Here is a 24,033-nt window from a genome sequence, read left to right on the forward strand (position 1 = left end):
GGGTGCTTTATGATCGAACTCAAGAATATTTGTTTGTATACCCGACATACAATTCTTAATGATGTTAATTATGTATTTTCAGATCAAAAAATCTATGGAATTGTCGCGATTAATGGATCGGGAAAAACAACCTTATTTCGTACTATGGTTAATTTGCGAAAAGCTCAAGGTGGAAAAGTTCTATTTGACCATCAATCAGTTGAATTGAAACGAAGTGAAGTGTTTTATTTTGAAACGGCAGAATGGTTAGATCGGAATTTAAATGGCTATGATTATTTAAGTTTTGTAAAAAAACATTGGAATTCATCTGTTGATCTAGATGAAATCATTGAAACTTGGAAAATGAAAGATTTTATTAAAATTCCGATCAAGAAATATTCTCTAGGTATGAAGCAACGATTAATAATCGCAATGTATTTAACAAGTGATGCGAAGTATATGATTATGGACGAAATCACGAATGGTTTAGATGAAGATTTTAGAAACCAATTCTTTAAAGTCATTATTGATTTGAAACGACAGGGAAAAACGATTTTATTGTCATCTCATTATAAAGATGAAATTACCGAGTATTGTGATGTTGTCCTGCAAATTAAAAACAACCAATTAAGTGAGGTATCCTTATGACTTATGTGTTTCTCACTTTAAAACGAGTTTTTAAAAATAAGTTAAACTATATTCCGTTTTTTTTGATCGCAATATTCATTCCTGTTATGTATGTGGGCATCCATAACGCCGCAGTTGATGAAGTAAATGGATCTGAATACTCAATGCAAGAAGAACTGAATTCGGTTAGGGAAGATATCCCCATTTTCGAAAACTTGCTCAATTCTACAGAGCTTACGGAAGATGAAATCCTTCAAACGAAACAGAATTTGACTGTTGCGCAAGAACGTGAAAAACATCTTGCCGCAAAGGTACAAGCTTACCAAACAAAAAAATGGGATCAGTTTTATCAAAGTGATGTGGCTTTAATCGATTTGATGATTAATTCTGTTCGTCAGTCACCGCAAATGTATGGGGCTGACTTGCTGGGTATTTTAGATGCGAATCAAGATTACTCTGAATATATGTCAACAACCGGGTTGGGATTTGATAGTCGATTTGCACCAGTACAAGGAACGAGTTATGCCATTAAAGTGTTTGATGACTTCTATCCAATCATCTTGATTTTATTATTAACGTATTTTGCTTCTTTTGTTTATTGTTCAAGTCGTGTTGGCGGCTTAGACTATGAAGACTTGATTCCAAAATCATATTTAGCTAAACAAATGTTGCGTTTATTGGTTGGTGTGATTGTCGGAATGATAATTATTCTTTTCTTGTTTGGGTTATGCCTGTTGTGTGGATTGATTGGCAGCAGCATAGGTGGACTTCAAACGCCAATTTTGTTCTATACATTAGAAGGAACAACGAAGTTTGTTTCCATCGGTTCACTGCTATTTGAATTTTTAGTTTTGTCAATACTGGGCATGATGTTGATCGTAAATTTAGTTGCTGTGTTTTCACGATGGATGACGAAGCAGATGACGTGCTTTTTTGTGAGTTTGATTGTAGTTGGAGGATTGATGTGGTGTGTACAAGAGATCGCTCCTTTGCATTCTTTTATGCAATTCTTGCCATTTACTTACTTGAATCCGATTCAAATCGTAACCCAAGAGTTGATGACCACGACCTCTAATCCGCAAGTGAATTTTATGTTCGGAACAATTGTTCTTGTGATCAGTAATCTTATGTTGATGGGAATTTATTATTGGATTCAAAAGCGTTCTAAGGAAGTGGTAGTTTGAGTGCTTATTTAAATTTTGCATTGAAACGACTCGCAAAACGCAAATCAAACTACATGATCCTTTTGTTTTGCATGGGAATTGTCTCTGTGCTTTTTGTGATGAATTTGCGCTCACAAAATACATTGAGCGAAACGTTAACTTCGCAAATCGCTATATTTGAAGAAGATAACGAAAAAATCACGAAAGTGATGGAAACTTTAGACCCAGCAAGTGAAGAATATCAATTGTATCAAGATCATACGAAGAACAATGACTTGAATGTTATTGAGTATCAAAAAGCAATCGATTTATTTGAAGCGCAAGAGTGGACAAAATTCTATGCCCAATACGGAAAGCTTTTAGATGAACAAATTGAGATCATGAATAATACTTTGCAGACATCCCAACAAGAAGGAGAATATGACACGATATTGGCGGGTATGAATAAACAAAAACAATATATTGAATACCTAGCCGAAAATCATCTGGAGTATGAAAACCAAGATTTTCCAATATTTGGTTTTACATTTACGACATCGCTCGTTCAATTCTTTTTGCCGATTTTGATGATCGCAACGTGTATTTACGTGATTACTCAGCTCTATACATTTGATGATGATAAAAATATTTCCATCAGCAATTTATTCCCGATCAACCAGTTTAAATTGTTGGTGTTAAAGTTGGCACTCGGAATCATGATCTCGCTTGGGATTGTTTTTGTGCTTGTCGCGTTTTCGTTTTTACTTTCATCAATCGTGACGATGAATACGGGACTGAATTATCCAGTGATCATTGAACGCTTAAATGATATTTTGCAGGTTATTCCAGTTCAAACTTTATTTATGCAATGGGGAGCACTTATAGTTTTATTCGTGATTCACATGAATATCTTTACGTATCTCATTTCTCGGTTTGTTCGTGAAGAAGTTTCATTGTTGTTAAGTTTATTGTGCTTCATCATTGGTCTGCCATATTTACCGAATTTTATCGGGTTACTTCAACCGATTGCGCAGTTTTTGCCGACAACTTATCTCCATTTCATTGACATTTTGAATGGAGCGTTGGCGAATAAGTGGAACAATATGAGTTTATCTTTTAATACTGGAACGATTGCATTAACGATATGGAGTGTCCTTGAATTTGGGTTCTTGTTGTTTTTACAAAAGAAGGATTCCAGTCTAAATAGATCAATGGCTGCTTTTAGAAAATGTTATACGAAAAAATAGAGGTTGACTTTGGTTAACAAATCACGAGTAGATGTAATCATGATCATTCACATTTACCTGGCTTGTTAACCTTTTTAAGTTAGCCATGATGCCAATAAACTTTTGGAATCTATGTAACACCATGTGAGATTTTGCGACTTAATTAAAAAAGTGGTTCTAAGTAAAGCTGTGTGGGATTTGTCTTTTGGATAAAAAATTTAAATCTCATTTTCGCAAAAGAAAAGAATGTTCCGTGATGAAGAACATTCTTTTTTTGATTGATGTTTTGAAATTGAATTAAGAAAAATCAAACTCATCTTCTTCAAGAATTGGATCATAAAGAAGATTGGAAAGATCAGTCCATCCCATTACACCATGGTGTTTAACTTGGGCACGATCATTCCAAATATTCACTAAATGGACGGTTGTACCAGCTTGTAAAGGCAATTCGTAATTTGTATAGTTTGATGCAAATCCGTTCACGATAAAGTCATTATCGATCCAGACATGACGGTGTAAATGGTCAGAATATACGTAAGATTCCTTTTCACCTCGTTCAACTATGTCAACTTTACTGTTCGTATGGTTGATGAAAAAGGATCCTTCGTTTTTTGGTTGTGTTGTATGCAAGACACGAACTTTAGGTAAATCATCGGTATTGACTGTACGCATGAAATTTCTTCGCAAAATCAGGGCATTGAGTTGTCCTGATTTTTTTAGTACGTTTCCACCATCGATCGAATAAATGTTTTTTCGACGATCATAGCGAGGGTTAAACTCAGGGAAAAAAGAGCAATATTCACTGACTGGCGTATGCCCAACAACCACCATGCGATTGAATTGGTGATCTTCTTTTTCGAATTGGAAACGCGTCATAATGTCTTTAAAATCATCTGCAAATGTTTCTTCATTCGAGATCCCGGAATGAGCAAAAATGGTCGTTGGAGTCGTGATGACATGGGGTAAATCATTTAAAAATGAGAGCTCAGCTAAGTATCGTTTTCTTAGCTGCATACATAGCTGATCCATATCAGTGTTTTCGTTAAGCGGTTCGAGTCCTGATTCAGCGATCATCTCATGAATCAATGAGGCTTTTCGCTGAAGTAAAACGCTCTTTAAAAAGTCTAAGCGATAGGAATACAAAACGTTTTTAGCAACGAAGTCATTGTTGCCCATTAAAGCATAAAACTCTTTATCTTCACGAGCTTGCTTCATAATAAAACGCAAAGTTTCTAAATTTTGTGGACCTTTTTCGATTAAATCACCAACAAGAATGAGGCGGTCTTCCTCAGGGTCATAATCTACTTTCGCAAGTAATTTACGATAAGTATCAAGGGCACCGTGAATATCGGAAATTGCGATTGTTCGCCCTTGAAAATAATCTAAGTTCTGTACTACAGGTTTTCTATTCATTTAATTAAATACCTCAAAAATTGGGGCGTGATTTCTTCCCAAGAGGCTTCACAGTGTTCACCATAAGGTTGAACATCAAATTGAATGTGAACGCCTTTTTTTAATAAAATATTTGCTAATTCAGTTAACACCTTTGTTTCTGAAATAAACTCATGGCCAGTACTTCCTTCATGTGCGCCCCACGAAACATATAAGCCACTTGGCATTTTAATATGACTTTTTTTAGCCGTATAAAAAAGGGAAGTGTGAATCGGTAACACATATGGAGATAAGGCAACGACACGTGAAAAATATTGCGAATACATACAGAGTGCATAGATTGCCATTAACCCTCCACAACTTGAACCAGCAATCCAAGTGTTCATACGATTTGGAATCGTAGGAAAGTGCAAATCGATGTAGGGTTTTAGCGTATCAACGATAAAATCCATAGTTTGTTTGCCTTTTGCCTCGATTGTTTCATCAAATTCGGGGTCGTAGAAAGGATAAGGTGCATATTCACTGACTCGTTCGTTGCCATTGTGATTGCACTCTAAACCAACAACAATAATTTTCTTTTCCAGTTCATAGAGTGGATTTAACATACGCCATGAACGACCAAATGTTGCATCTTCATCAAAGAACAAGTTATGTCCATCAAACATGTAAAGAACAGGATAAGTTTCTTGTGATGAGATGTAATCATCCGGTAAATACATGTGGATTTTGATATTTCGTTCGAGCTGAGTGGAAAATAAATCAAATTTTACAATCATTCGGGATTAATATCGGATTTGCGAGCAAAGGAGTCTTTAAAAAATTCGTTACGACGATCTTCATCTGTAAAACGAGCTTTGATTGTGACATTGCCCATTGCACTCGCAAATGCCGGCGGTAAAACTTCTACACCGAGTAGTTCTTTTTCGTATTTTTCCATCAGCATCTCTAAAGAATTAACGTAATCCACACCCGTACGACGTCCAATAAAACCAGCGGAATAGTCGGCTTTTTCATGCATAGCGCATTCTTGTTTTAATAATACTTCTGCCCATAAACGATAAATATCTTCGTTGTATGAATAATTGATTAAATCAGGACAGAATCCTCCAGGTGGTCTGAAGTTCATTTCTAACGCAACAAGATCTCCTTTTTTACCGATTCCTTCTTGATCATGCTTTAATTCAAAATATTCACCATGGAAAAAGCGGTTTTTAATACCAAAGGAATTGATCACGCGTTGGGCGACTTCTTTACGTTCTTGATCAACAAGAAAGTTGTAATAAGAGCCGACTGAGTCGTGATTTTGGACAGAATCCATACAATTTGACACATAGTCCATTGAACAAAGAAAACGAATATTTCCTTTGGCATCGGCAATTCCATCTAATGTGGTGACATGTCCATCGATGAATTCTTCAAGAATCATTTGAATATTCAAAGATTCGGCTTGATTCCAATATTGTTCAAGTTCATGTTCATTATGGATATGCCATGTATGGCTTGAACCGACACCGACATCTGGTTTTAAAACAAGATTCCAACCGTATTGATTCGCAAATGTTTTCGCTTGGTCTAAAGACGAAACTAAACAATAAGGTGCAACTGCAAGTCCTGCTTTTTCATAATAAGATTTCATCGCAGACTTTGATTGAAATATATGGATTTGTTTATAGCTAAATCCAGAAGTGACATGAAAGTCATCGCGCAATTTGGCATCTAAATCTAACCAAGCCTCGTTATTGGATTCAATCCAGTTTGGCTTGCCATATTTGAATGCAAAATAGGCAACGGCACGATAAACTTCATCATAGTTATGGAAAGAGGAAACTTTATAACACTCATCAATATGTTTGATAAGCTGCGGATTGAGGGTGTTGTAGTCCGTGTCAATTACGGCGAGCACACGAGCACCCATTTCTTTTAATCCCCGACAAAACATCCAATAATTATCTGGATAGTTCGGGGAAATAAAAATGAAATTTTCCATGTGTTTTCCTTTCTATTGATCAATCGTATCAATGTATTTCAACCATTGAATATAATAGAATGGATCTAACTAAGTTCGGCCCATTCTACCCATCGGATGTAGGGGACGATCAAAAGAAAATAATTGGAGTTTTCTTTGATATACATTCAAGGGATTTCTCTTAGGATCAAACACAATGATAAGCGAAGAAAAACAAGATTGAAATTAATATGAAACAAGAATGAAAATTTATTCTTGTTTTGTTTCAATTTGTTCAAGTTTTGCGTGATAGATCGCTAAAATTGTTTTACCATCGCGAATCCGGCCTGCTTTGACCATTTGATACGCATCATTCAGATCGATCCATTCAAGAGTGATATCTTCAGTTTCATCCATGGCTAGACGATGTTTGGCTTGGCGAGGATGAATTGCCGAGTATACATAAATTACTTCGCTATCGTAGCCTGGAGTTGGCCAAAAGGCGGTGATCAAAGAAAGATCATCCGCTTCCATGCCAGTTTCTTCATTGAGTTCACGCATCGCACAAACTTTTGGATCTTCGTTAGGATCAATGGTTCCAGCAGGGATTTCGAGTGTCGATACGTTACCAATGCCTGCTCTAGTTTGACGGACGAATAACATTTTGTGATCGACAATGACACAAATGGCCGCTCCTCCAGGATGAACGACTAAATCGCGCAACATCATATGTCCATTTACATCCATTTCTCTTTGATAAACGGAAAAGATTTTTCCTTTAAAAATTTCTTTTTGATTCATATGGCAACCTCTTTTATCTATAAACTTGATGTCATTAATTGACACAAGTTAAAAATGCTTGAGTAATCGCATTAGCAATACGTGCTTGGAATTTCGTATTGGAAATTTTGTCGTAATCGTTAGGATTGGTGATATATCCAATTTGGAGCAATAAAGCTGGTGTTTCAGTATCTTTTAATATCGCAAAAGAATCGTAATGATCGGTGTCGATTCCTTCATCACGGGTATAACTCGTTGCGCGAATTTGATTGGCCATTTCTTTAGCGAGATCTTCAAGTTCTAAATTGTTTGGTTGAGTGAAGATAGAAAAGCCACGATGAAGTGAGGTGTCTTGATTTAATGAGAGAGACAAAATATAATCTGCATTTACTTCTTTTGCTTTGGTTAAACGAATTGTTTCACATTCATCTTCTGTTGAACAAGCGGGAACATCGTCATACCAACGTGAGTACTCGACTTTATAACCCGCTTTTTCTAGAGAACTACCAATCGATAAAGCAAGCTGCATCAATAAATCTTTTTCCGAAATTTGATTTTCGGCACTATAACCAACATCGCTTCCGCCTCTTGTTGGATCAATATAAATCGTCGCTTGGGATGTTGCTTGTTTTGTTTCTACATCGTTATTTGTTTTTAAAGCAGAACCATCAACATAAACGGGGATTTTATCTTTGCGAGCAGCTTGGTTGCCGACAAAATTGGGTTCGACAACAAGAAGGATAAATAAGGCGACAAATAAAAAAGCAACTGCACGTTTCATACATTTTCCTCCTGATTCAAGATTTGATTTCAAATGGGCAAAACAGCGTATGATTCAATCCATAATATGGATTGGATTGGGCTATATGAATTGTAAACAAATCAAGTCAAAGCACGCAAAGAAAGAACTGTTTTTTTCAATAAATGATGTCGTTTGTTTTGTTTCATATCATTACTTGCAAATGAAAGCGATTGCCTTGGATTCGATTTTTCACGAGAATTGAAACGTGAACAAATTTTTCCGACTCATTTATTCGATTTGATACAATCGAAATAATGTCTAAAATATAGAATGACAAATCCTATACTCTTTGTGTCTGTTTCATTGAATGGAAAGAGCATCTAGACGTATTGACGATTTGGCTTTAATTAAAGAACAACTTTTGTGTGTTATATAAAATAAAAATTAGTAAGTTGTTGTCACACTAGAAAGGACTTGTATGGAATTTAATGTCAATCTTGAGCAATTTGAAGGACCGCTTGATTTAATGCTCCATCTTGTCCATGAACAAAAACTGGATTTATTTGAACTAAACTTGGAAATTCTTGCAACGCAATATGTGAAGTATATTCGAGAAGCGATGCAAATAGGTTTAGATGTTTCTAGTGAATATCTTGTTGAATTTTGTGGCTTGATGGAATATAAATCCAAACGCTTATTACCCAAAAAAGAAGTTGAGAATACGGAAGACAACTATCAAGAAGACCCAGCAAAAATTATGGCCATGCGCTTACGAGAATATGAGCGTTGTAAACAAGAAGCCAAATTATTAGAAGACAAATATAAACAACGCCAAACCCATATCGATAAAGCGCCAGCAAGTTTAATTGATACTTGGTCTACGCAAGCCGATTTATCGCAACCATTATCACTAAAAACAGCTGATTTACAACGTGCATTTGAACGGGTAATGCGTCGTTATCAAATCATGCAACCGTATGAAACGAAAGTCGAAGTCAAAGAATTATCAGTAGAGGAACGTATCGAGCAAATTCTCGCATTAGATATTTTTACAAGTGAGCCTATTCATTTTGAACAATTATTAATAGATACACACTCACTTCATGAAGTGGTGGTGACTTTTTTAGCGTTACTTGAATTAATACACGCCGATCAAGCCATCGCCTATTGTAACGAGGAGGATGAAATATGGATTCAGAGAATCTTATAAACCGGATCAAGCCAATTGTTGAAGGACTCGTTTTTACGAGTGGGGAAGATGGTTTGTCTTTAATCCAGATTCAATCCGTTTTAGAGTGTACCCGCGATGAAATTGGTCGCGTTTTAGAACTGTTACGCCAAGATTACTTAGATGAACAAAAAGGGATTGAACTTGTTAAATATGGTGGCCGTTGGAAATTTGTGACCAAAGAATCAGTCTATCCCTATGCATCAAGATTGTATGCTAAAGCCCAAAATAACACGCTTTCCGCTGCAGCGATGGAAGTCCTTTCTTTAGTTGCTTATCGCCAACCAATTACGCGTGTTGAAATCGATGATATTCGTGGTGTATCCAGTGAGATGATGCTTAAAAAGCTACAAGCTCGAGATTTAATTGAAACGTGTGGTCATAAAGAAACGATTGGACGACCACTTTTATATCAAGTCAGCGCACGCTTTTATGATACATTTGGTTTAGAAAGCTTAGAAGATCTACCACAAACAGAACAAAAACAAGGACCAGATAATTTGTTCTACCAACCAGATTTTAGTGAAGTTCATCAAGAAGATCTCACTGAACAAAATCAGCAAGAACAACAAGACAATGTACAAACTTCACAAACTCAAGAACAAAATCAGGATAACTAAGAAAGGAATGAGTGATCATGCAAGAACGTCTTCAAAAAGTTATTGCCCAATCGGGTGTATGTTCTCGTCGCAAAGCAGAAGAATTAATTTTGGCAGGTAAAGTCAAAGTAAACGGAAAGACTGTTTCCATTTTAGGGACCAAAGTTTATCCAAGCGATCGCATTATGGTGGATGGGCAATTGTTATCCAAAGAAGAAAAAGTTTATTACGTTCTCAATAAACCTAAAGGTTGTGTAACAACCGCTAAAGATGATAAAGATCGCAAAACGGTTATGGATTACGTTCCAAGTGGAGCTCGCCTTTTTCCCGTCGGGCGTTTGGACTACGATACATCTGGCGTTTTGCTGATGACCAACGATGGTGCTTTTGCGAATAAAATGACACATCCACGTTATCATTTGCCTAAAACCTACGAAATTAACTTGCAAGGCATCTTAAGTGATGAAGATGTCAAAAAATTACGCCGCGGGTTTACCCATAATGGCGAAAAGTTTGCCTCCGCTAAAGTCTTTATTAAAAATACAGACTTTGCTCGTGATCGCATGTTATTAGATTTAACGATTTATGAAGGACATAATCACCAAGTAAAAAACATGATGGCTGCATTAGGTCATCAAGTGCGTCGTTTACATCGTTCTCGTTTTGGCTTTGTGACGGTGGATGATTTAAGACCAGGGGAATGTCGTCGTTTAAAACCTTATGATGTGCGCAAACTCATTGCCATGAGCGAGGAGAAAAACTAGTGAAACAAGTTTTTTATGCAAAACCATTAAATGTTGGCGATGTCGTTGAACTGGATGAAAAAACTGCTCATCATCTTTTCGATGTCACGCGTACAACCTCTAAAGAAACAATTCGCATTGTTGATTGTGATCATCAATTGTTTTATGGTCATGTGCAAACGAAACCATGGATTGAAATTGTTGAAAAACTCGATAATCAAAATCAAGGAAAATTAGACATCACATTATGTGCAGCTTTAATTAAAGCGGACAAATGGGAATGGATGTTGCAAAAAGCGACAGAACTTGGTGTGAGTCGTATTGTTCCATTTACATCTAAAAACACGATGATTCAAATCGAACCCAAAAAAGCAGGCCGAAAATTAGAGCGCTGGCAAGCAATTTGCCAAGGAGCGTGTCAACAATCGAATCGCACAGATTTAGTCCAAATTGAGCCTATTTGTACCATTCAGGAATTAGATCGCTATAAAAGTCAGATGAATGTTTGTGCTTGGGAAAAAGAGGCGCTAGAAGATCATATTTGTTGCACACTGAACAAAATTGATCAGTCTGTCACATTTGTGATTGGTCCAGAAGGTGGAATTACAGCACAAGAAGCAATGGCGTTAGAAGAAAAGGGTTTTGTTCTTTGTTCTTTAGGAGAAAACATTTTACGAGCTGAAACAGCAGCTTGTTATGTTTGTGCGACAGCGCAATATGCTTATTCGACAAATTTAGCAAAAAAGCTTGTCGACAAAGAAATTGAAACAAAAGAGATACAATAAAGTTTGCCAAAGACATTTGTGTCTTAAGCAAACTTTTTTTACAAGAAAAGACGATCAAATCGTATTGAGGAGAATGAATGAAGACGTTTACGATTGAAACGTTAGGCTGTAAAGTCAACGAATACGAATCGGCATTCTATACCTCACTTTTAGAAGAACACGGCTATCGCCAAGCTAAAAGTGATGAAAAAGCAGATGTCATTATTATAAATACATGTACAGTCACCAATACGGCTGCAGCAAAATCGCGTCGTAAAATATCGCGATTAAAACGCGAAAATCCCCATGCATTTGTCGTGGTGGTTGGTTGCTATGCCCAAGTGGTTGAGCAAGAAGAAAGAGATTCTTTACAAGCAGACTTATTGATTGGGGCATCACATAAAAATGAGCTCGTTGATTTAATCGAAAAAGCGCAAAATACGCATGAGCCGCATCAAAAAGATTTTGTCGAAAACTCACGAGATCTTACTGAATTTGAATCGATGCCAATTGGGGTGTTTGAAGGTCAACATCGCGCATTTTTAAAGATTCAAGATGGTTGTAACCAGTTTTGTACGTATTGCCAAATTCCTTTAGCAAGGGGATTTGAACGCTCACAAATTCCAAGTGAAGTCGTTTCTAGTGCGCAAAAATTAGCTCAAAATGGCCATTTAGAAATTGTTTTAACGGGTATTCATACCGGACGCTATCACTTTAGAGAAACGGATCTTTGCGATTTACTGGAATTGTTGCTGGAACAAACTCCAGAACAAGTTTGTTATCGTTTATCGAGCATTGAAATTACAGAAGTGAATGATCGCATTTTAGATTTGATGGCGAAAAATCCACGCATTTTACCGCATTTACATATCCCATTACAAGCTGGTGATAATCGCACACTCAAACGCATGAATCGCCCATATACAGTAGAAGAATTCATTGCCCGCATTGAGGAAATTCGCGCTAAAATCCCGAATATATCTATTTCTACGGATGTTATTTGTGGATTTGTACAAGAAAGCGATGATGAATTTGAAACGACGAAAAAGACGATTGAAGCATGCCAGTTCTCGTTTTTACATGTGTTCCCTTATTCAAGACGTAAAGGGACCGCAGCGGATCGTATGACGGGGTTTGTCGATGGCAATATTGCCAAAGAGAGAACAGATCAATTGCTTGAACTCTCTAAAACATTGCGCCAACGCGATATGGAACGCTTTATGCATACCCAAGTATTGATTGAACGAGAAGACGTTCATCATCCAAATTGGTATCTCGGTTATACTTCACAATACCATCCAGCGACAATTTATAGCGAGGTTCCCCTTAAAGGGCGACTAAATGTTAAAATAGATAAAATTGAAAACGGACGTTATGTCGTTTCACACGAGGCTGAAAATGAGACTATCTAAAATATTCAAGAATGTCCCAACTGTAAATACAGAAGGACTTTCTTTTGATTCACGAAATGTGAAACCGGGGGATACATATTTCTGTCTTCCTGGTTTAACGTATGACGGTCATGATTTTATTGACCAAGCAGTAGAAAAAGGAGCGATTGCGATTGTTCACTCCAAAGTGATTGACCATCCAACTAGTGGGGCAGTCTATATTCGTGTCGATGATACAACGAATGCGATGAACCAAGCAGCACGTATTTTTTATAATCGCCCAGCGGATTCAATGCGTATGTATGGAATCACAGGGACAAATGGGAAAAGTACAATTGCCAATATCATTCGCCACTTTGAACAACCCGAAACTCCTTGCGGTTATATCGGAACAATTGCGATTGCTTATGGAAATACGGTGTTGGAACCGGATTTAACAACACCAGACGCAATTTTCTTACAAAAAACATTACGGAACATGGCGGATGCCGGAATGAAAGCTTGTGCGATGGAAGTATCCAGCCATGGTTTAGCACAAAAACGGGTGGATGCCATCGATTACGATTGTGCAGTATTTACCAATTTGACGTATGACCATTTGGATTTCCATGGAACAATGGAAAACTACTTCAATGCCAAAGCAAAACTATTCTCGCATCGTGTTAAAACAAGCGGGGTTTCGATTTTAAATGCTGATGATCCAACATATAAAGATTTAAAACAACTTAGCCAAGCACGCACTATTTCTTATTCAATTGAAAGCGAGGCTGATTACCGGGCAATTAATATCAAGATGGATCAAACTTCAATTATTTTTGATTTGGTCTATGGTGGTAAAACATATCCTGTTGAATCGAATTTGGTTGGTGAATTCAACTTATATAACTTGTTAGCTGCAATTGCGGCTGTTAATGAAACAAGCGATCAAACTTTAGAATCGATCATCGCAAAAGCGAAAAACATTCCCCAGGTTGCAGGAAGAATGGAACAAATTCATGAAGGACAAAATTTCAATGTGATTTGTGACTTTGCTCATACACCAGATGGAATGGAAAAAATGATGCGTTTTGGCAGAATGATCGTCAAACCAGGTGGCAAACTTATTGCTGTGTTTGGCTCAGCTGGTAAACGTGATAAAGCAAAACGAAAAGTCTTTGGTCAATTAGCAGAAAAATATTGCGATTCCGTTTATTTAACAGAAGATGACCCACGTGATGAATCTCCAGAACAAATCGCCAATGAAATCAGAACAGGAATGAGCGCAGTGCGTAATGTTTTTGTTGCAGATCGTTATGAAGCGATTCGACAAGCGATCGAATCAGCCAATGATGGAGATACCATTTTGATTTTAGGAAAAGGTGACGAAACATTCATGTATCATGAAGAAGGACGTGTACCTTGGATGGGTGACAACAACGCTGCGAAAGAATGCATTCAGCGTTTGCTCAAAGAATAAAAAATAACATCAAACTCATCTTGCATTGGAACTGTTCATGAACTAGAGCGTCAAATAAAACGAAAGATTGGCGCTCTATTTTTAATTTGAAATTGTATTTCGATGAAAAAAAGAATGGAATTCGAACGTATTTTTGGTCGGATTATAGTCCCGATTAGTCTATTCTTAAAAAAACAGTTTGTTTCATGCAAAAATCCACTATTTTTTGTCATTCGGTGTTGAAATATTCATATCGTTCAATATAATAGTTATTGTTCATTCGGGAAGGGGGGTTGTAACATGCCAAAAGTAATCGTAAAAGAAAACGAACAGCTTGATGATGCTCTTCGCAGATTCAAACGTCAGGTTTCCCGCAACGGTACCCTTGCTGAAGCTCGTAAAAGAGAATTCTACGTTAAACCGGGCGTTAAGAAAAAACTGAAATCCGAAGCTGCCCGTAAAGCAAGAAGAGGAAAATAATCTGCGCAAGCAGATTTTTTTTTTACGCAAAAATGCGGTAGGTCTTTTATTAATTCAGCATGACAGAATAAATTGTCAGATCACATTTTTTACTATTATTTAGAAAACAAGTACAATATGCCTAACGTGTGTTTGCTTCAAACGAATCGTTTTTTTTGAATTTGAATTGAAGCACACTGATAAAAGTGAATCCATATTCATTCATTTTGAAAAGGAGTAACCAAATGAAATTTAAACTCGACTGCTCGGAACTGCCTTATGATGTCTTGATCGCACTTCCTGGTTTTCAGGACGATCACTTTAAAATCATCGAACAAGCATTTCCAGTGAGAATTAAGATGCATTCTTCAGAAATTACTTTGGAAAGCAGTCAAGAGATCGTTTTTCATCAAATCGAAAGCGTATTAGATGCAATGGTCCAAAAGATTGCTAAAGATGGCGCAATTGAAAATGATGAAATCGAACGTCTTTGTTATTTAGCGAGTCGGGGACATGATTTAACCGATGAGTTTAGTAATGAAAAGCCTGTTGTCAAAACAAAGAGTGGGAAAGTCATCTTTGCCAAAACGAGTAACCAAAAACGTTTAGTTCATGCTTTTCGCAATGAAAAAATTATTTTTGCTTCTGGTGTTGCCGGAACAGGGAAAACATATTTAGCCGTAGCTTATGCCGTAGATCAACTCAAACGGGGGAAAATTGAAAAAATTATTTTAACGCGTCCTGCTGTTGAAGCGGGGGAATCGCTTGGTTTTTTACCAGGCGATATGAAAGAAAAAGTCGATCCTTATTTAAGACCTTTATATGATGCATTAAATGAGATGCTCGGCGCAGAAACGGTTGAGCGCTATCAAGAAAAAGAAATTATTGAAATTGCTCCTTTAGCGTTCATGCGCGGAAGAACTTTAAATGATGCAATTGTCATTTTGGATGAAGCACAAAATACGACAAAAGCCCAAATGAAAATGTTTTTAACGCGTATGGGTCGAAACTGTCGCATGATTATCAATGGTGACATTAGCCAAATTGACTTAATTCGTAAGGCGGATTCAGGATTGATCCAAGCTTGTCATATTTTAAAAGGAATTGACGGGATTGCGATTCAATATTTAGATCAAAGTGACGTTGTCCGAAATCCTCTCGTCCAAAAAATTATCGAACGATACGAAACAGTTGAACAATAGCAATAAAACTCTTTTAAATAGACTCGAAATCAAAAACGAGTACTGTTTAAAAGAGTTTTTTCGATTAGATGGAAATGAATGCATAAGATAGGTAAAAGAGGAATATTGCAATAAGAAAAACAAAAACCACATGTTTGCAAGCATGTGGTCGTTTTGATTAAGGTCTTGAATAAGTAAAAATAGGAGATGCAAGGGGAGAGAATGAATCTTTTCTCTTTTCGATGGGTAACATTGTTGTGATCTCATCATGATCGTAACCAATCGCAATGTTGGATCGCGAAACGAGAATAGGACGTTTTAAAACAGAAGGATGTTGTTGAATGAAATGAGTCAATTCACCGATTGACATGTCATCGATAATATCTCTTAGTTCTTCATAAGCTTTCGATCGAGTGGAGAGAAGATCTTCTGTTCCATTTTCACAACGCGTTAGTAAATATTTGATTTCTTTTTCGTTTAACTCTTTGGACAAAATATTTTTCTCAACAAATTTGATGTGGTTCTCTTCAAGCCATTTTTTTGCTTTACGGCAATTGGCACAGCCTGGAGAGGTATAAAACAATACCGAAACGTTCATTGTGAAAACTCCTTTAATTTTGCGATCTATGGATTTAAATCAAAAACAATCGTTTTTACGTAAAAATAAATACTAAATGATTGAACGATAACTCTATAATTGAGATTCTTTTGCAAGAATCAATTGCATGTAGATCAGCCGTCTCTTCTTTATTTATGACAATTTAAGGCGTTGGTAAAGTGATTTTTATACAAGCGTTTACAATTATTTCTGGTTTTGATTGATTGTATCAATAACTTTCATTTCTTTACATGTTCGGTTTCAAAAAGCGAGCCTCTAAATCAATGCTGATGTAAAGCGGGTGTTCCCTCTCTCAATGCAATTGCGATAAATATTTAATTTTTCGTTGGATCAAACGAAAAGGACTGTTTTGAATATGTGCTTCATGTTTTTTTCTCTGAATCAATAGTTTGAGATAGAATTGATAAAAACTCGGTGAAAAAATCGCTTATTTTGCATCAATAGTCAATTTTTTAAAATAGAACCTTGTGATAAATTGAGCAGGATTAAGATTTTTTTCGTTTCTTGGCAAGAAACGTGCTATATTAAATAGGCAAAATTTTGAAAGGTGATAATAATGGGAAGACATTTTGAGGTGCGTGCAGCAGCAATGGCCAAAACTGCCGCCGCCAAAGCTAAGGTATATTCCAGATATTCCAAGGAAATTTTAGTGGCCGCAAAAAGTGGTGTTCCTGATCCAGATATGAACCAGCCGCTGAAAAAAGCGATTGCTCGTGCAAAAGCAAACTCAGTGCCTACTGACGTAATTAAACGTGCTATCGATAAAGCTAAATCTTCTGCAGATGAAAGCTTCTCTGAAGCACGCTATGAAGGATTTGGATTAGGTGCCGGATCTACAGTCATCATCGACTGCTTAACAGACAATCCAAACCGTACAATCGCAAACTTACGTGCTTGCTTCAACAAATCTCACTCCAAAATGGGTGTTAATGGCTCCGTATCTTTTGGTTATGAAGATTTAGGCGTTATCGTCATCCAATATGAAGATGAAGAAGCAATGATGGAAGCAATGCTTGAACACGATATCGACCTTCGCGATACAGAAGTTGAAGATGGATACATGACTGTTACAGTGGATCCAACTCAATTAGATGAAGCGAAAGAAGCGATTGATTCTTTAATTCCAGATGTTCACTACGAAGTATTAGAACGCCGTATGGTTCCAAATGAAGAAGTTGAACTCGAAGGTGAAGAATTAGATTTATTCAAACGTTTGTTAACTTTATTAGACGACGTGGATGACGTACAAAACGTTTACCACAACGTATCTAACATTTAATTTGAATATGAAAAAGGCAGTCTTAAACGCAATATGCGCAGTCAAGACTGCCTTTTAATTTATATCAATAGGGTTTGATGAAACTATTTTTTGGGTCTTTCGTCGTGTTGAATGATGCGCGAATTCATTCTTCCCGCTGGAGTGGTTTTGGATGGATTCGGTTTCCAGAGTTGATCAGCCGGACGATTGACGAGTGCAGTCATGAAATTATCGTGGGCATCAGGATAGAGAGTATAAAACTTGTCGAGAAGTTCTTTCATATTTTGTCGTTCAGAATGACCATCATTTGGACAGACCGGTTTAACATGTGGAATATTGTTTTGTTCACATGCTTTGATAATTTCTTCTTCTTTGAGATAAATCAAAGGACGAATGATACACATATTCATTCGTGACATATATTGCACAGGTGCAAATGTCGAAATTCGTCCACCATGAATCATATTCATCAAAAGCGTTTCTAAAGCATCGTCACCATGATGACCAAAGACGACTTTATTACAACCTAATTCTTTAGCAGTATCTAATAATGTTCCTTTTTTTAAAACGGAACAGAGCGAACATTGAATACGTCCATTTTTCTTGTTTTGTTCAAGATTTAAAATTTCAAAAATCTGAGAAGGAACAATGTGCAATTCGAGGTTATGTTGATCAGCAAATTGTTTCATTAATTCATTTTCTTTTTGTTCAAAGCCCATATCGACGTGAATTGCGCAAAGGGAAAAATCATTTTCACTAAAACGCTGATACACAGACAAAGCTAAAAACAACAACATCGAGTCTTTACCACCCGATAATGCCACAGCAAGTTTATCACCCGGTTCGATCATGTCAAAATCGATATCCGCTTGACGTAAAGCTCTTAATATATTTTGAAGTTTCATTGTATTCTCCTGGTTTAGTCAACAATTGGCTTATTGTTTGAATGTTCAAAACAAAATAGCCCGTTACAGTAAAACATAAAAATTCAAATTTGTAGATTGAAATTCTTGATCTTTGTAAATGATCTGAATTGCCTGAGTGTTTTACAATATAAACAAAGAGACATGCCAACAACTTGCCTTATTTATACACATGAGATTAAATGGATTTTGTCTTAAAGATTGGCGTATTGTGAAAATCAATTTAAAATGTAGTTATGAACGGAATTATTGTAATAAATAAACCTGCAAATATGACAAGCTTAGATGTCATTGCTTGTCTACGCAGACGATATAGACAAAAGAAATTTGGCCATGCGGGAACTTTAGATCCGATGGCGACTGGCGTCATGGTTGTTCTTGCGGGAACAGCGACGAAAATTTTACCTTATATCCAAGATACCGATAAGCAATATATTGCTTCAATTCAATTAGGTGCTAAATATGATACAGATGATGTATTTGGACAAATTGAACAAGAAGCACAGATCCATACGGATTTTGATTTTGAAGCGGTTTTAAAAACATTTATTGGCAAACAACATCAAAAAGTGCCTAAGGCTAGTGCTAAAAAAATACAAGGCAAAAAGATGTATGAATATTTACGAGAAGGCTTGGAAGTACCAGATGTTTATACCGACATTGAAATCTATGATGTTAGTGTGATCGATCAGCAAGAATTGAGTTTTTCGATCGATTGTTCTTCGGGAACTTATATTCGCTCTGTTTGTCGTGATTTTGGCCAAAAAACGAACAATTTAGCTGCGATGAAAAGTCTAGTTCGCACAAAAGCAAATGGTTTTAGTATTGAACAAGCACAAGATCTAGATGCCCAAGAACATGTGGTTTATCCAATTAACAAGTTGTTAAATTTGCCAGAAATTCAAGCGCCAGAACCTGATCGCATTCGCAATGGACAAACTGTCCAATTAGATTGTGATGATGATCTTGTTTTGGTTATGGATCAAGGTGAAAACTTGGCGATTTATAAGCGAAAATACGAAGGGAAAAATTGGTTTTCTTGTGAGCGGGGGTTGCGATAATGAAAACAATTCGTATCGATCATAAAAATATTCCAAAACTCCAAGAAAGCGTTTGTGCGATTGGCTATTTTGATGGCTTACATATTGGACATCAAGAGTTGATCGAGCAAGCAAAAGCAGATGCCCAAAAATTACATGTGCAAAGCGCTGTTGCTACATTTGATCCTGATCCTTGGAAAATTATCCACCCCGATGCGAATTTAGAACATTTAAGTGATTTAGATGACAAAGCGACGTTATTAAGCCATAACCAAATCGACGTATTTTATATTTTAGATTTTACTGCTGACTTTGCAGAACTTTCGATTGAGTCTTTTCATCAAGTGATTGAAGATCTCAATATTCGCGAACTCGTCTGTGGTTATGACTACCACTATGCAGCAAAAGGGGCAGGGAGTGTTGAAACTTTACAACAAGCACGAGGATTTGAAACGAAAGTGATCGGTCAAGTCTCGAAAGCAAATGATAAAATTTCCTCAACTCGTATCGAAAAACTGATCCGCCAAGGCGATGTTAAAGAAGCCAATGAACTTTTAGGTTATATTTATTCAATCAAAGGGATCGTTGTTCATGGTTATCAACGAGGTAGAATTCTTGGCTTTCCAACTGCTAATTTAAGTGTTGGACCAGAATCGATCTTACCGAAAAATGGAGTCTATGCCGGTTATGTTCAAATTCGCGAAGATCTTTACCCGGCAATGATTAATGTTGGGTATAATCCGACATTCAATAATCAAGAAAAAACGATTGAAGCGAATATCTTAAATTTCTTTGAAGACATTTATGATGTTCCAACACGCTTTTACTTTGTTGAACAATTAAGAAACGAGAAAAAGTTCGATTCACTAGACGAATTAAAAGCACAGCTTACAAATGATCAAAAAAGTGTACTTCCTTGCTTAAATAAACAAAAGGCTCTCTATTCTCGAACCACCAAATTATGGAGTTTGCGCTCTTAGGATGTTATACTAATTGAGTAAAAAGAGTTAGGTGATATTATGTCAAACGAAACCAACAGCATGAAAGTTGCGGGCGAACTCGGAACGATTGTTTATAACCGCAACGTTTTTGCGACAATTGCTCGCAATGTCATTGAAGATGAAAAAAATGTCGAATTAGTCGACAATACTAAAATTTCTAGAAACGATCGTTTAGCAACGATCGAAGATGGCAAACTATATCTTACAATTCCAGTACGTATTGGATGTCAAGCGAATGTAAGTGACGTTTGCGCCAATTTACAAAACAAGATCTTTGAAACGATTGAATACATGACGGAATACAAACCTGAAGCGATTAAAATTCAGGTCGTCGGATTTATCTTTTAAGGGGATCTTTGGATTCCCTTTTTTTGAAGAAAGGATTGAACTCATGAAACAAACTGACCGTAAAGAAAAAAAGACATTGGCTGATGTGAACCCGATGGAACCTGAAGCATTAAAAAAAGGTATTGAAAATCTTCCACCTATTATCCACGATGCGATTAAAGATCGACTGGATGAAATTCCAGTTTATATTCAAGAAGCTTTAGTCCAAAGAATTCAATTACCACGGCGTGCGATGATTGATTACAAAATTCCATTCAACCGCCACCAAATGCGCTTGTTGGCATTAGAGGCTGTTTATCAACATATCTTATTAGAAAAAGATATTAAAAAATGCTTATTTGATGTGTTATGCGAAAGCAATCAAGTAGACGGCTATTTATATTCCTTAACGATTGGAACAGTCGAAAACGAAGAAAAATACAAAGAAATGCTTTCTGACCGTTTACGTAGCGACTGGGAATTTGAACGTCTTTCCATTTTGGAACAAGGTATTTTATTAATCAGTTGCCAAGATTTATATGTGAATGCGATCCCAAAAGCGGTTGTTATTGATGAAGCAGTCACTATGGCTAAAGAATACTGCGATGATGCAGCGCCAAAAATGATTAATGGTATTTTGGATAACTTAGAAGATGTTACAGATTAAAGTTAGTGTCTTGGTTAACAAGGTCAATGCATTTCTATCTAGCCATGTTAAACTCGATCAAGCCCTCGTCTCTGGGGAATTGTCGAATGTGAAATATATTAATGGGCATTGTTACTTTGATCTCAAAGATGATCAAGGACAACTTTCTTGTACGTTATGGAAAAGCAATGCCGCAAAATTGGGCTTTACTTTAGAAGATGGAATGGCAGTTCTTGTCCATGGCAAACTGACCGTTTATGAAAAACGCGGACAATTGCAACTCTCTGTAGACTATGTGCAACGTGATGGGATTGGTGCTTTAGCAATTGAATTAGAAAAAAGACGACAATATTTTGAAAAGCTGGGTTATTTTAATCCAACGATCAAAAAGCCTCGTCCTCAAGAAATCAATCGCATTGGTGTCGTTACTGGTCGCACAACTGCAGCTTTACAAGACGTGTTAAAAACCGTTCGTAATCGCTGGCCAATGTTACGTGTCCATTTATTTGAAGCACCTGTCCAAGGTGTTGATGCGCCAGCTAAAATTGTCAAAGCGCTTCAACAAGCGGATCAAGCAGGAATGGATGCGATCCTTTTAGTGCGTGGTGGTGGAAGCTTTGAAGATCGTTTTTGTTTTAATGATCCGGCTATTGTCGAAGCTTTACATGTCATGAAGACTTATACCGTTACGGGGATTGGTCACGAAGTGGACTCTTCTTTAGCTGATTTTACAGCAGACCATTATGCATTTACCCCAACAGCCGCTGCCCAATGGGTGACACCAGATCAATATGAAGTGCGCCAAACGCTGCAATCGTTTGAGCAACAACTCAAAAAAGCCGTGACGCACCATTTTGAAACGAACGCTCAACGTTTGATGTACTTACAATCAAATCCGCTTTTAGCCAATCCCTTAGAATTTGTGCAAACGCGAAAAAATAAATTGAACTTTTTAAGTGTTCAACTCTTGAATTTAAGCCAACAGCGTTTTGTTGCTTTAAGGTCAGTGGTACAAACGAATCGCAATGAACTCGAAAAAGAAATTCGTCAAATTCAAAATACGAATGAAAAACGTGTTCAATCTTTGCACAATCGTTTACTTTTACATTCGCCTTTAAACGACATCCAAATGCAAAAAGCGCATTTGCTAGCGATGGATCAAAATATGATTCGTTCGTGTCAATATATTCAATCGAGTGCAAAAGCAAAGTTGGATTCCTATCAACAACTGATGGATAGTTTGAATCCACAACAAGTTTTAAAACGCGGGTATTCGATTGTCACTTTAAATGGTCGTGCGATTAAGCAAGCAACTGACTTAACGTTGCAAGATCAAATCGAGATTCAATTTGATCAAGGTCACGCAACTGCTTCAGTGCTTTCGGTTGATCAAGACCAAAATCATGAATAAGTATCATTCATAACAACGAATTTAAATCATAAAGATAGATCTGAGTCAGATCGAATGAAAAGCAGGCATTGCGAATCAAGCGATCAAGCCTGCTTTTTTAGAAAGGATTTTTATGGCAGAACAGAAATTGACATTTCAACAGTCCATGTCACGCTTAGAACAAATCGTGAATACTTTAAACAATCCAAATGTTGAATTAGAAGAAGCAATGACTTTATTCAAAGAAGGATTAGAGCTGTCTAAAACTTGTCAAAAACAATTAGACTATTTCGAACATGAAATGAATCAACTGATCGAAAAGGATGGTCTTGAAAATCATGATCAAGATGAATGATGAACGTGTATTACACGAATTTGAAACGTATTTAGAACATTGCTTCGATCATTTACCCGCTTCAAGAACAAAAGAAGCGATGAAATATTCTCTATTAGCACCAGGAAAACGGGTGCGTCCTATGTTGCTTTTTGGGGCATTGGATGATTATGGAATGGACTATCATCAAGGATTTGCTTTTGGGGCAGCAATCGAAATGATTCATACATATTCTTTAATTCATGATGATATGCCAGAAATGGATAATGATGATTGGCGCCGAGGCCGTCTTGCTTGTCATAAACAATTTGGTGTCGATGTTGCGCTTTTAGCTGGCGATTCTTTACAAAGTTTAGCTTTTGAACAACTTGCTAAAATCGATGATGTAAACCAAGTCGCTAAGCTTTGTTTGCTTCTTGCTCAAAAAATCGGGGCGAATGGCATGTGCTATGGACAAGATCTCGATTTAAAAGCCAATCAAAATACAACATTAGAGCAATTGATTGAAATTGAAACGTATAAAACGGGATGTTTAATTGCTCTTCCTTTAATGGGTGCGGCAATTTTAGCTCATGATGAAACATCTGTAGCGAAGTGGGAACAAATCGGCCATTTACTAGGCATTCAGTTCCAGATCCAGGATGATTTATTAGAGATCACATCTTCCGTCAGTGCGATAGGCAAAAGCTTATCTGATCAAAAAAATGATAAAGCAACGGCATTAAATTTCTTTAGCTTAGAAGAAGGTCAAGCTAAAGTGCAACAATATAAACAAGATATTCAAGCATTACTTACCCAATTATCCATTCAGACCCCATCAATTGGGATGATGATTGAACAACTTTCAACAAGAACAAAATAA

Annotated in this window: 26 protein-coding genes; 19 read left to right on the plus strand and 7 right to left on the minus strand. The window is 36.8% G+C overall.

Annotation, left to right across the window (positions count from 1 at the left end; all coding sequences use genetic code 11):
* The first annotated feature begins 9 nt into the window (after positions 1 to 9).
* From ALLST_RS0104090 to ALLST_RS0104100, 3 genes are read left to right on the plus strand one after another with little or no spacing between them, the layout of a single operon-like run.
* Positions 10 to 627, plus strand: coding sequence for an ABC transporter ATP-binding protein (locus tag ALLST_RS0104090; RefSeq protein WP_019892808.1), 618 nt, complete (start codon positions 10 to 12; stop codon positions 625 to 627).
* Positions 624 to 1,790 (plus strand): hypothetical protein, encoded by a 1,167-nt coding sequence (locus ALLST_RS0104095; protein WP_019892809.1) that lies wholly within the window; start codon positions 624 to 626, stop codon positions 1,788 to 1,790. Before ALLST_RS0104090 ends, ALLST_RS0104095 begins: the two co-directional genes overlap by 4 nt.
* A complete protein-coding gene (locus tag ALLST_RS0104100; RefSeq protein ID WP_019892810.1) occupies positions 1,787 to 2,995 on the plus strand; it encodes a hypothetical protein in 1,209 nt (402 codons plus the stop codon). The genes ALLST_RS0104095 and ALLST_RS0104100 overlap by 4 nt, the downstream gene beginning before the upstream one ends.
* 276 nt (positions 2,996 to 3,271) lie before the next feature.
* Here ALLST_RS0104100 and ALLST_RS10070 read toward each other — a convergent pair whose 3' ends face one another.
* The 5 genes from ALLST_RS10070 to ALLST_RS0104125 form a co-directional block, all read right to left on the minus strand.
* A complete protein-coding gene (locus ALLST_RS10070) occupies positions 3,272 to 4,387 on the minus strand; it encodes a metallophosphoesterase (protein WP_019892811.1) in 1,116 nt (371 codons plus the stop codon).
* Positions 4,384 to 5,142, minus strand: coding sequence for an alpha/beta hydrolase (locus ALLST_RS0104110; protein ID WP_019892812.1), 759 nt, complete (start codon positions 5,140 to 5,142; stop codon positions 4,384 to 4,386). The genes ALLST_RS10070 and ALLST_RS0104110 overlap by 4 nt, the downstream gene beginning before the upstream one ends.
* Positions 5,139 to 6,353: an ATP-grasp domain-containing protein gene (locus ALLST_RS0104115; protein WP_019892814.1), complete on the minus strand. Its 1,215-nt coding sequence runs from the start codon at positions 6,351 to 6,353 to the stop codon at positions 5,139 to 5,141. The genes ALLST_RS0104110 and ALLST_RS0104115 overlap by 4 nt, the downstream gene beginning before the upstream one ends.
* Positions 6,354 to 6,581: 228 nt before the next feature.
* A complete protein-coding gene (locus tag ALLST_RS0104120) occupies positions 6,582 to 7,112 on the minus strand; it encodes an NUDIX hydrolase (protein WP_019892816.1) in 531 nt (176 codons plus the stop codon).
* A gap of 34 nt (positions 7,113 to 7,146) precedes the next feature.
* Positions 7,147 to 7,872, minus strand: coding sequence for an N-acetylmuramoyl-L-alanine amidase (locus ALLST_RS0104125; RefSeq protein ID WP_019892818.1), 726 nt, complete (start codon positions 7,870 to 7,872; stop codon positions 7,147 to 7,149).
* Positions 7,873 to 8,311: 439 nt separating this feature from the next.
* Between ALLST_RS0104125 and ALLST_RS0104130 the strand changes: the two genes are divergently transcribed.
* The 8 genes from ALLST_RS0104130 (at position 8,312) to ALLST_RS0104165 (ending at position 15,654) form a co-directional block, all read left to right on the plus strand.
* Entirely contained in the window at positions 8,312 to 9,043 is a 732-nt protein-coding gene (locus tag ALLST_RS0104130; protein WP_019892819.1) for a segregation and condensation protein A, read from the plus strand.
* Positions 9,022 to 9,681, plus strand: coding sequence for an SMC-Scp complex subunit ScpB (scpB, locus tag ALLST_RS10075; RefSeq protein ID WP_019892820.1), 660 nt, complete (start codon positions 9,022 to 9,024; stop codon positions 9,679 to 9,681). Before ALLST_RS0104130 ends, scpB begins: the two co-directional genes overlap by 22 nt.
* Before the next feature lie 17 nt (positions 9,682 to 9,698).
* On the plus strand, positions 9,699 to 10,424 hold the full coding sequence (locus tag ALLST_RS0104140) for a pseudouridine synthase (RefSeq protein WP_019892821.1): 726 nt from the start codon (positions 9,699 to 9,701) through the stop codon (positions 10,422 to 10,424).
* Entirely contained in the window at positions 10,424 to 11,188 is a 765-nt protein-coding gene (locus ALLST_RS0104145) for an RsmE family RNA methyltransferase (protein WP_019892822.1), read from the plus strand. Before ALLST_RS0104140 ends, ALLST_RS0104145 begins: the two co-directional genes overlap by 1 nt.
* 77 nt (positions 11,189 to 11,265) lie before the next feature.
* A complete protein-coding gene (mtaB, locus tag ALLST_RS0104150) occupies positions 11,266 to 12,579 on the plus strand; it encodes a tRNA (N(6)-L-threonylcarbamoyladenosine(37)-C(2))-methylthiotransferase MtaB (RefSeq protein ID WP_019892823.1) in 1,314 nt (437 codons plus the stop codon).
* A complete protein-coding gene (locus ALLST_RS0104155; RefSeq protein WP_019892824.1) occupies positions 12,566 to 14,014 on the plus strand; it encodes a UDP-N-acetylmuramoyl-L-alanyl-D-glutamate--2,6-diaminopimelate ligase in 1,449 nt (482 codons plus the stop codon). The genes mtaB and ALLST_RS0104155 overlap by 14 nt, the downstream gene beginning before the upstream one ends.
* 279 nt (positions 14,015 to 14,293) lie before the next feature.
* Positions 14,294 to 14,473, plus strand: a complete 180-nt coding sequence (rpsU, locus tag ALLST_RS0104160) for a 30S ribosomal protein S21 (protein WP_019892825.1) — start codon at positions 14,294 to 14,296, stop codon at positions 14,471 to 14,473.
* Between the two features lie 224 nt (positions 14,474 to 14,697).
* Positions 14,698 to 15,654 (plus strand): PhoH family protein, encoded by a 957-nt coding sequence (locus ALLST_RS0104165; RefSeq protein ID WP_019892826.1) that lies wholly within the window; start codon positions 14,698 to 14,700, stop codon positions 15,652 to 15,654.
* 157 nt (positions 15,655 to 15,811) lie between these two features.
* On the opposite strand, the gene ALLST_RS0104170 is transcribed toward ALLST_RS0104165, so the two are convergent.
* Positions 15,812 to 16,231 carry a Spx/MgsR family RNA polymerase-binding regulatory protein gene (locus ALLST_RS0104170; protein WP_019892827.1) on the minus strand — a complete coding sequence of 140 codons (420 nt, stop codon included), beginning with the start codon at positions 16,229 to 16,231 and terminating at the stop codon, positions 15,812 to 15,814.
* Positions 16,232 to 16,808: 577 nt separating this feature from the next.
* Between ALLST_RS0104170 and ALLST_RS0104175 the strand changes: the two genes are divergently transcribed.
* Positions 16,809 to 17,531 carry a YebC/PmpR family DNA-binding transcriptional regulator gene (locus tag ALLST_RS0104175; RefSeq protein ID WP_019892828.1) on the plus strand — a complete coding sequence of 241 codons (723 nt, stop codon included), beginning with the start codon at positions 16,809 to 16,811 and terminating at the stop codon, positions 17,529 to 17,531.
* Positions 17,532 to 17,614: 83 nt separating this feature from the next.
* Here ALLST_RS0104175 and ALLST_RS10080 read toward each other — a convergent pair whose 3' ends face one another.
* Positions 17,615 to 18,415 (minus strand): tRNA 2-thiocytidine biosynthesis TtcA family protein, encoded by an 801-nt coding sequence (locus ALLST_RS10080; RefSeq protein ID WP_019892829.1) that lies wholly within the window; start codon positions 18,413 to 18,415, stop codon positions 17,615 to 17,617.
* 254 nt (positions 18,416 to 18,669) lie between these two features.
* On the opposite strand from ALLST_RS10080, the gene truB reads away from it, so the two are divergent.
* The 7 genes from truB (at position 18,670) to ALLST_RS0104215 (ending at position 24,033) form a co-directional block, all read left to right on the plus strand.
* Complete coding sequence (gene truB, locus ALLST_RS0104185) at positions 18,670 to 19,494, plus strand: tRNA pseudouridine(55) synthase TruB (protein ID WP_019892830.1); 825 nt, start codon at positions 18,670 to 18,672, stop codon at positions 19,492 to 19,494.
* Positions 19,494 to 20,453, plus strand: a complete 960-nt coding sequence (locus tag ALLST_RS0104190; RefSeq protein WP_019892832.1) for a bifunctional riboflavin kinase/FAD synthetase — start codon at positions 19,494 to 19,496, stop codon at positions 20,451 to 20,453. The genes truB and ALLST_RS0104190 overlap by 1 nt, the downstream gene beginning before the upstream one ends.
* 39 nt (positions 20,454 to 20,492) lie before the next feature.
* On the plus strand, positions 20,493 to 20,822 hold the full coding sequence (locus ALLST_RS0104195) for an Asp23/Gls24 family envelope stress response protein (RefSeq protein ID WP_019892833.1): 330 nt from the start codon (positions 20,493 to 20,495) through the stop codon (positions 20,820 to 20,822).
* Between the two features lie 43 nt (positions 20,823 to 20,865).
* The gene (gene nusB / locus ALLST_RS0104200; RefSeq protein WP_019892834.1) at positions 20,866 to 21,468 is read left to right on the plus strand and encodes a transcription antitermination factor NusB; all 603 of its coding nucleotides are present in this window, start codon (positions 20,866 to 20,868) and stop codon (positions 21,466 to 21,468) included.
* Entirely contained in the window at positions 21,455 to 22,858 is a 1,404-nt protein-coding gene (gene xseA / locus ALLST_RS11025) for an exodeoxyribonuclease VII large subunit (protein WP_019892835.1), read from the plus strand. Before nusB ends, xseA begins: the two co-directional genes overlap by 14 nt.
* 112 nt (positions 22,859 to 22,970) lie before the next feature.
* Positions 22,971 to 23,192 carry an exodeoxyribonuclease VII small subunit gene (xseB, locus tag ALLST_RS0104210; RefSeq protein ID WP_019892836.1) on the plus strand — a complete coding sequence of 74 codons (222 nt, stop codon included), beginning with the start codon at positions 22,971 to 22,973 and terminating at the stop codon, positions 23,190 to 23,192.
* Entirely contained in the window at positions 23,176 to 24,033 is an 858-nt protein-coding gene (locus tag ALLST_RS0104215) for a polyprenyl synthetase family protein (protein ID WP_019892838.1), read from the plus strand. The genes xseB and ALLST_RS0104215 overlap by 17 nt, the downstream gene beginning before the upstream one ends.

This window comes from Allobaculum stercoricanis DSM 13633 (genome assembly GCF_000384195.1).
GTDB classification, from domain to species: domain Bacteria; phylum Bacillota_I; class Bacilli_A; order Erysipelotrichales; family Erysipelotrichaceae; genus Allobaculum; species Allobaculum stercoricanis.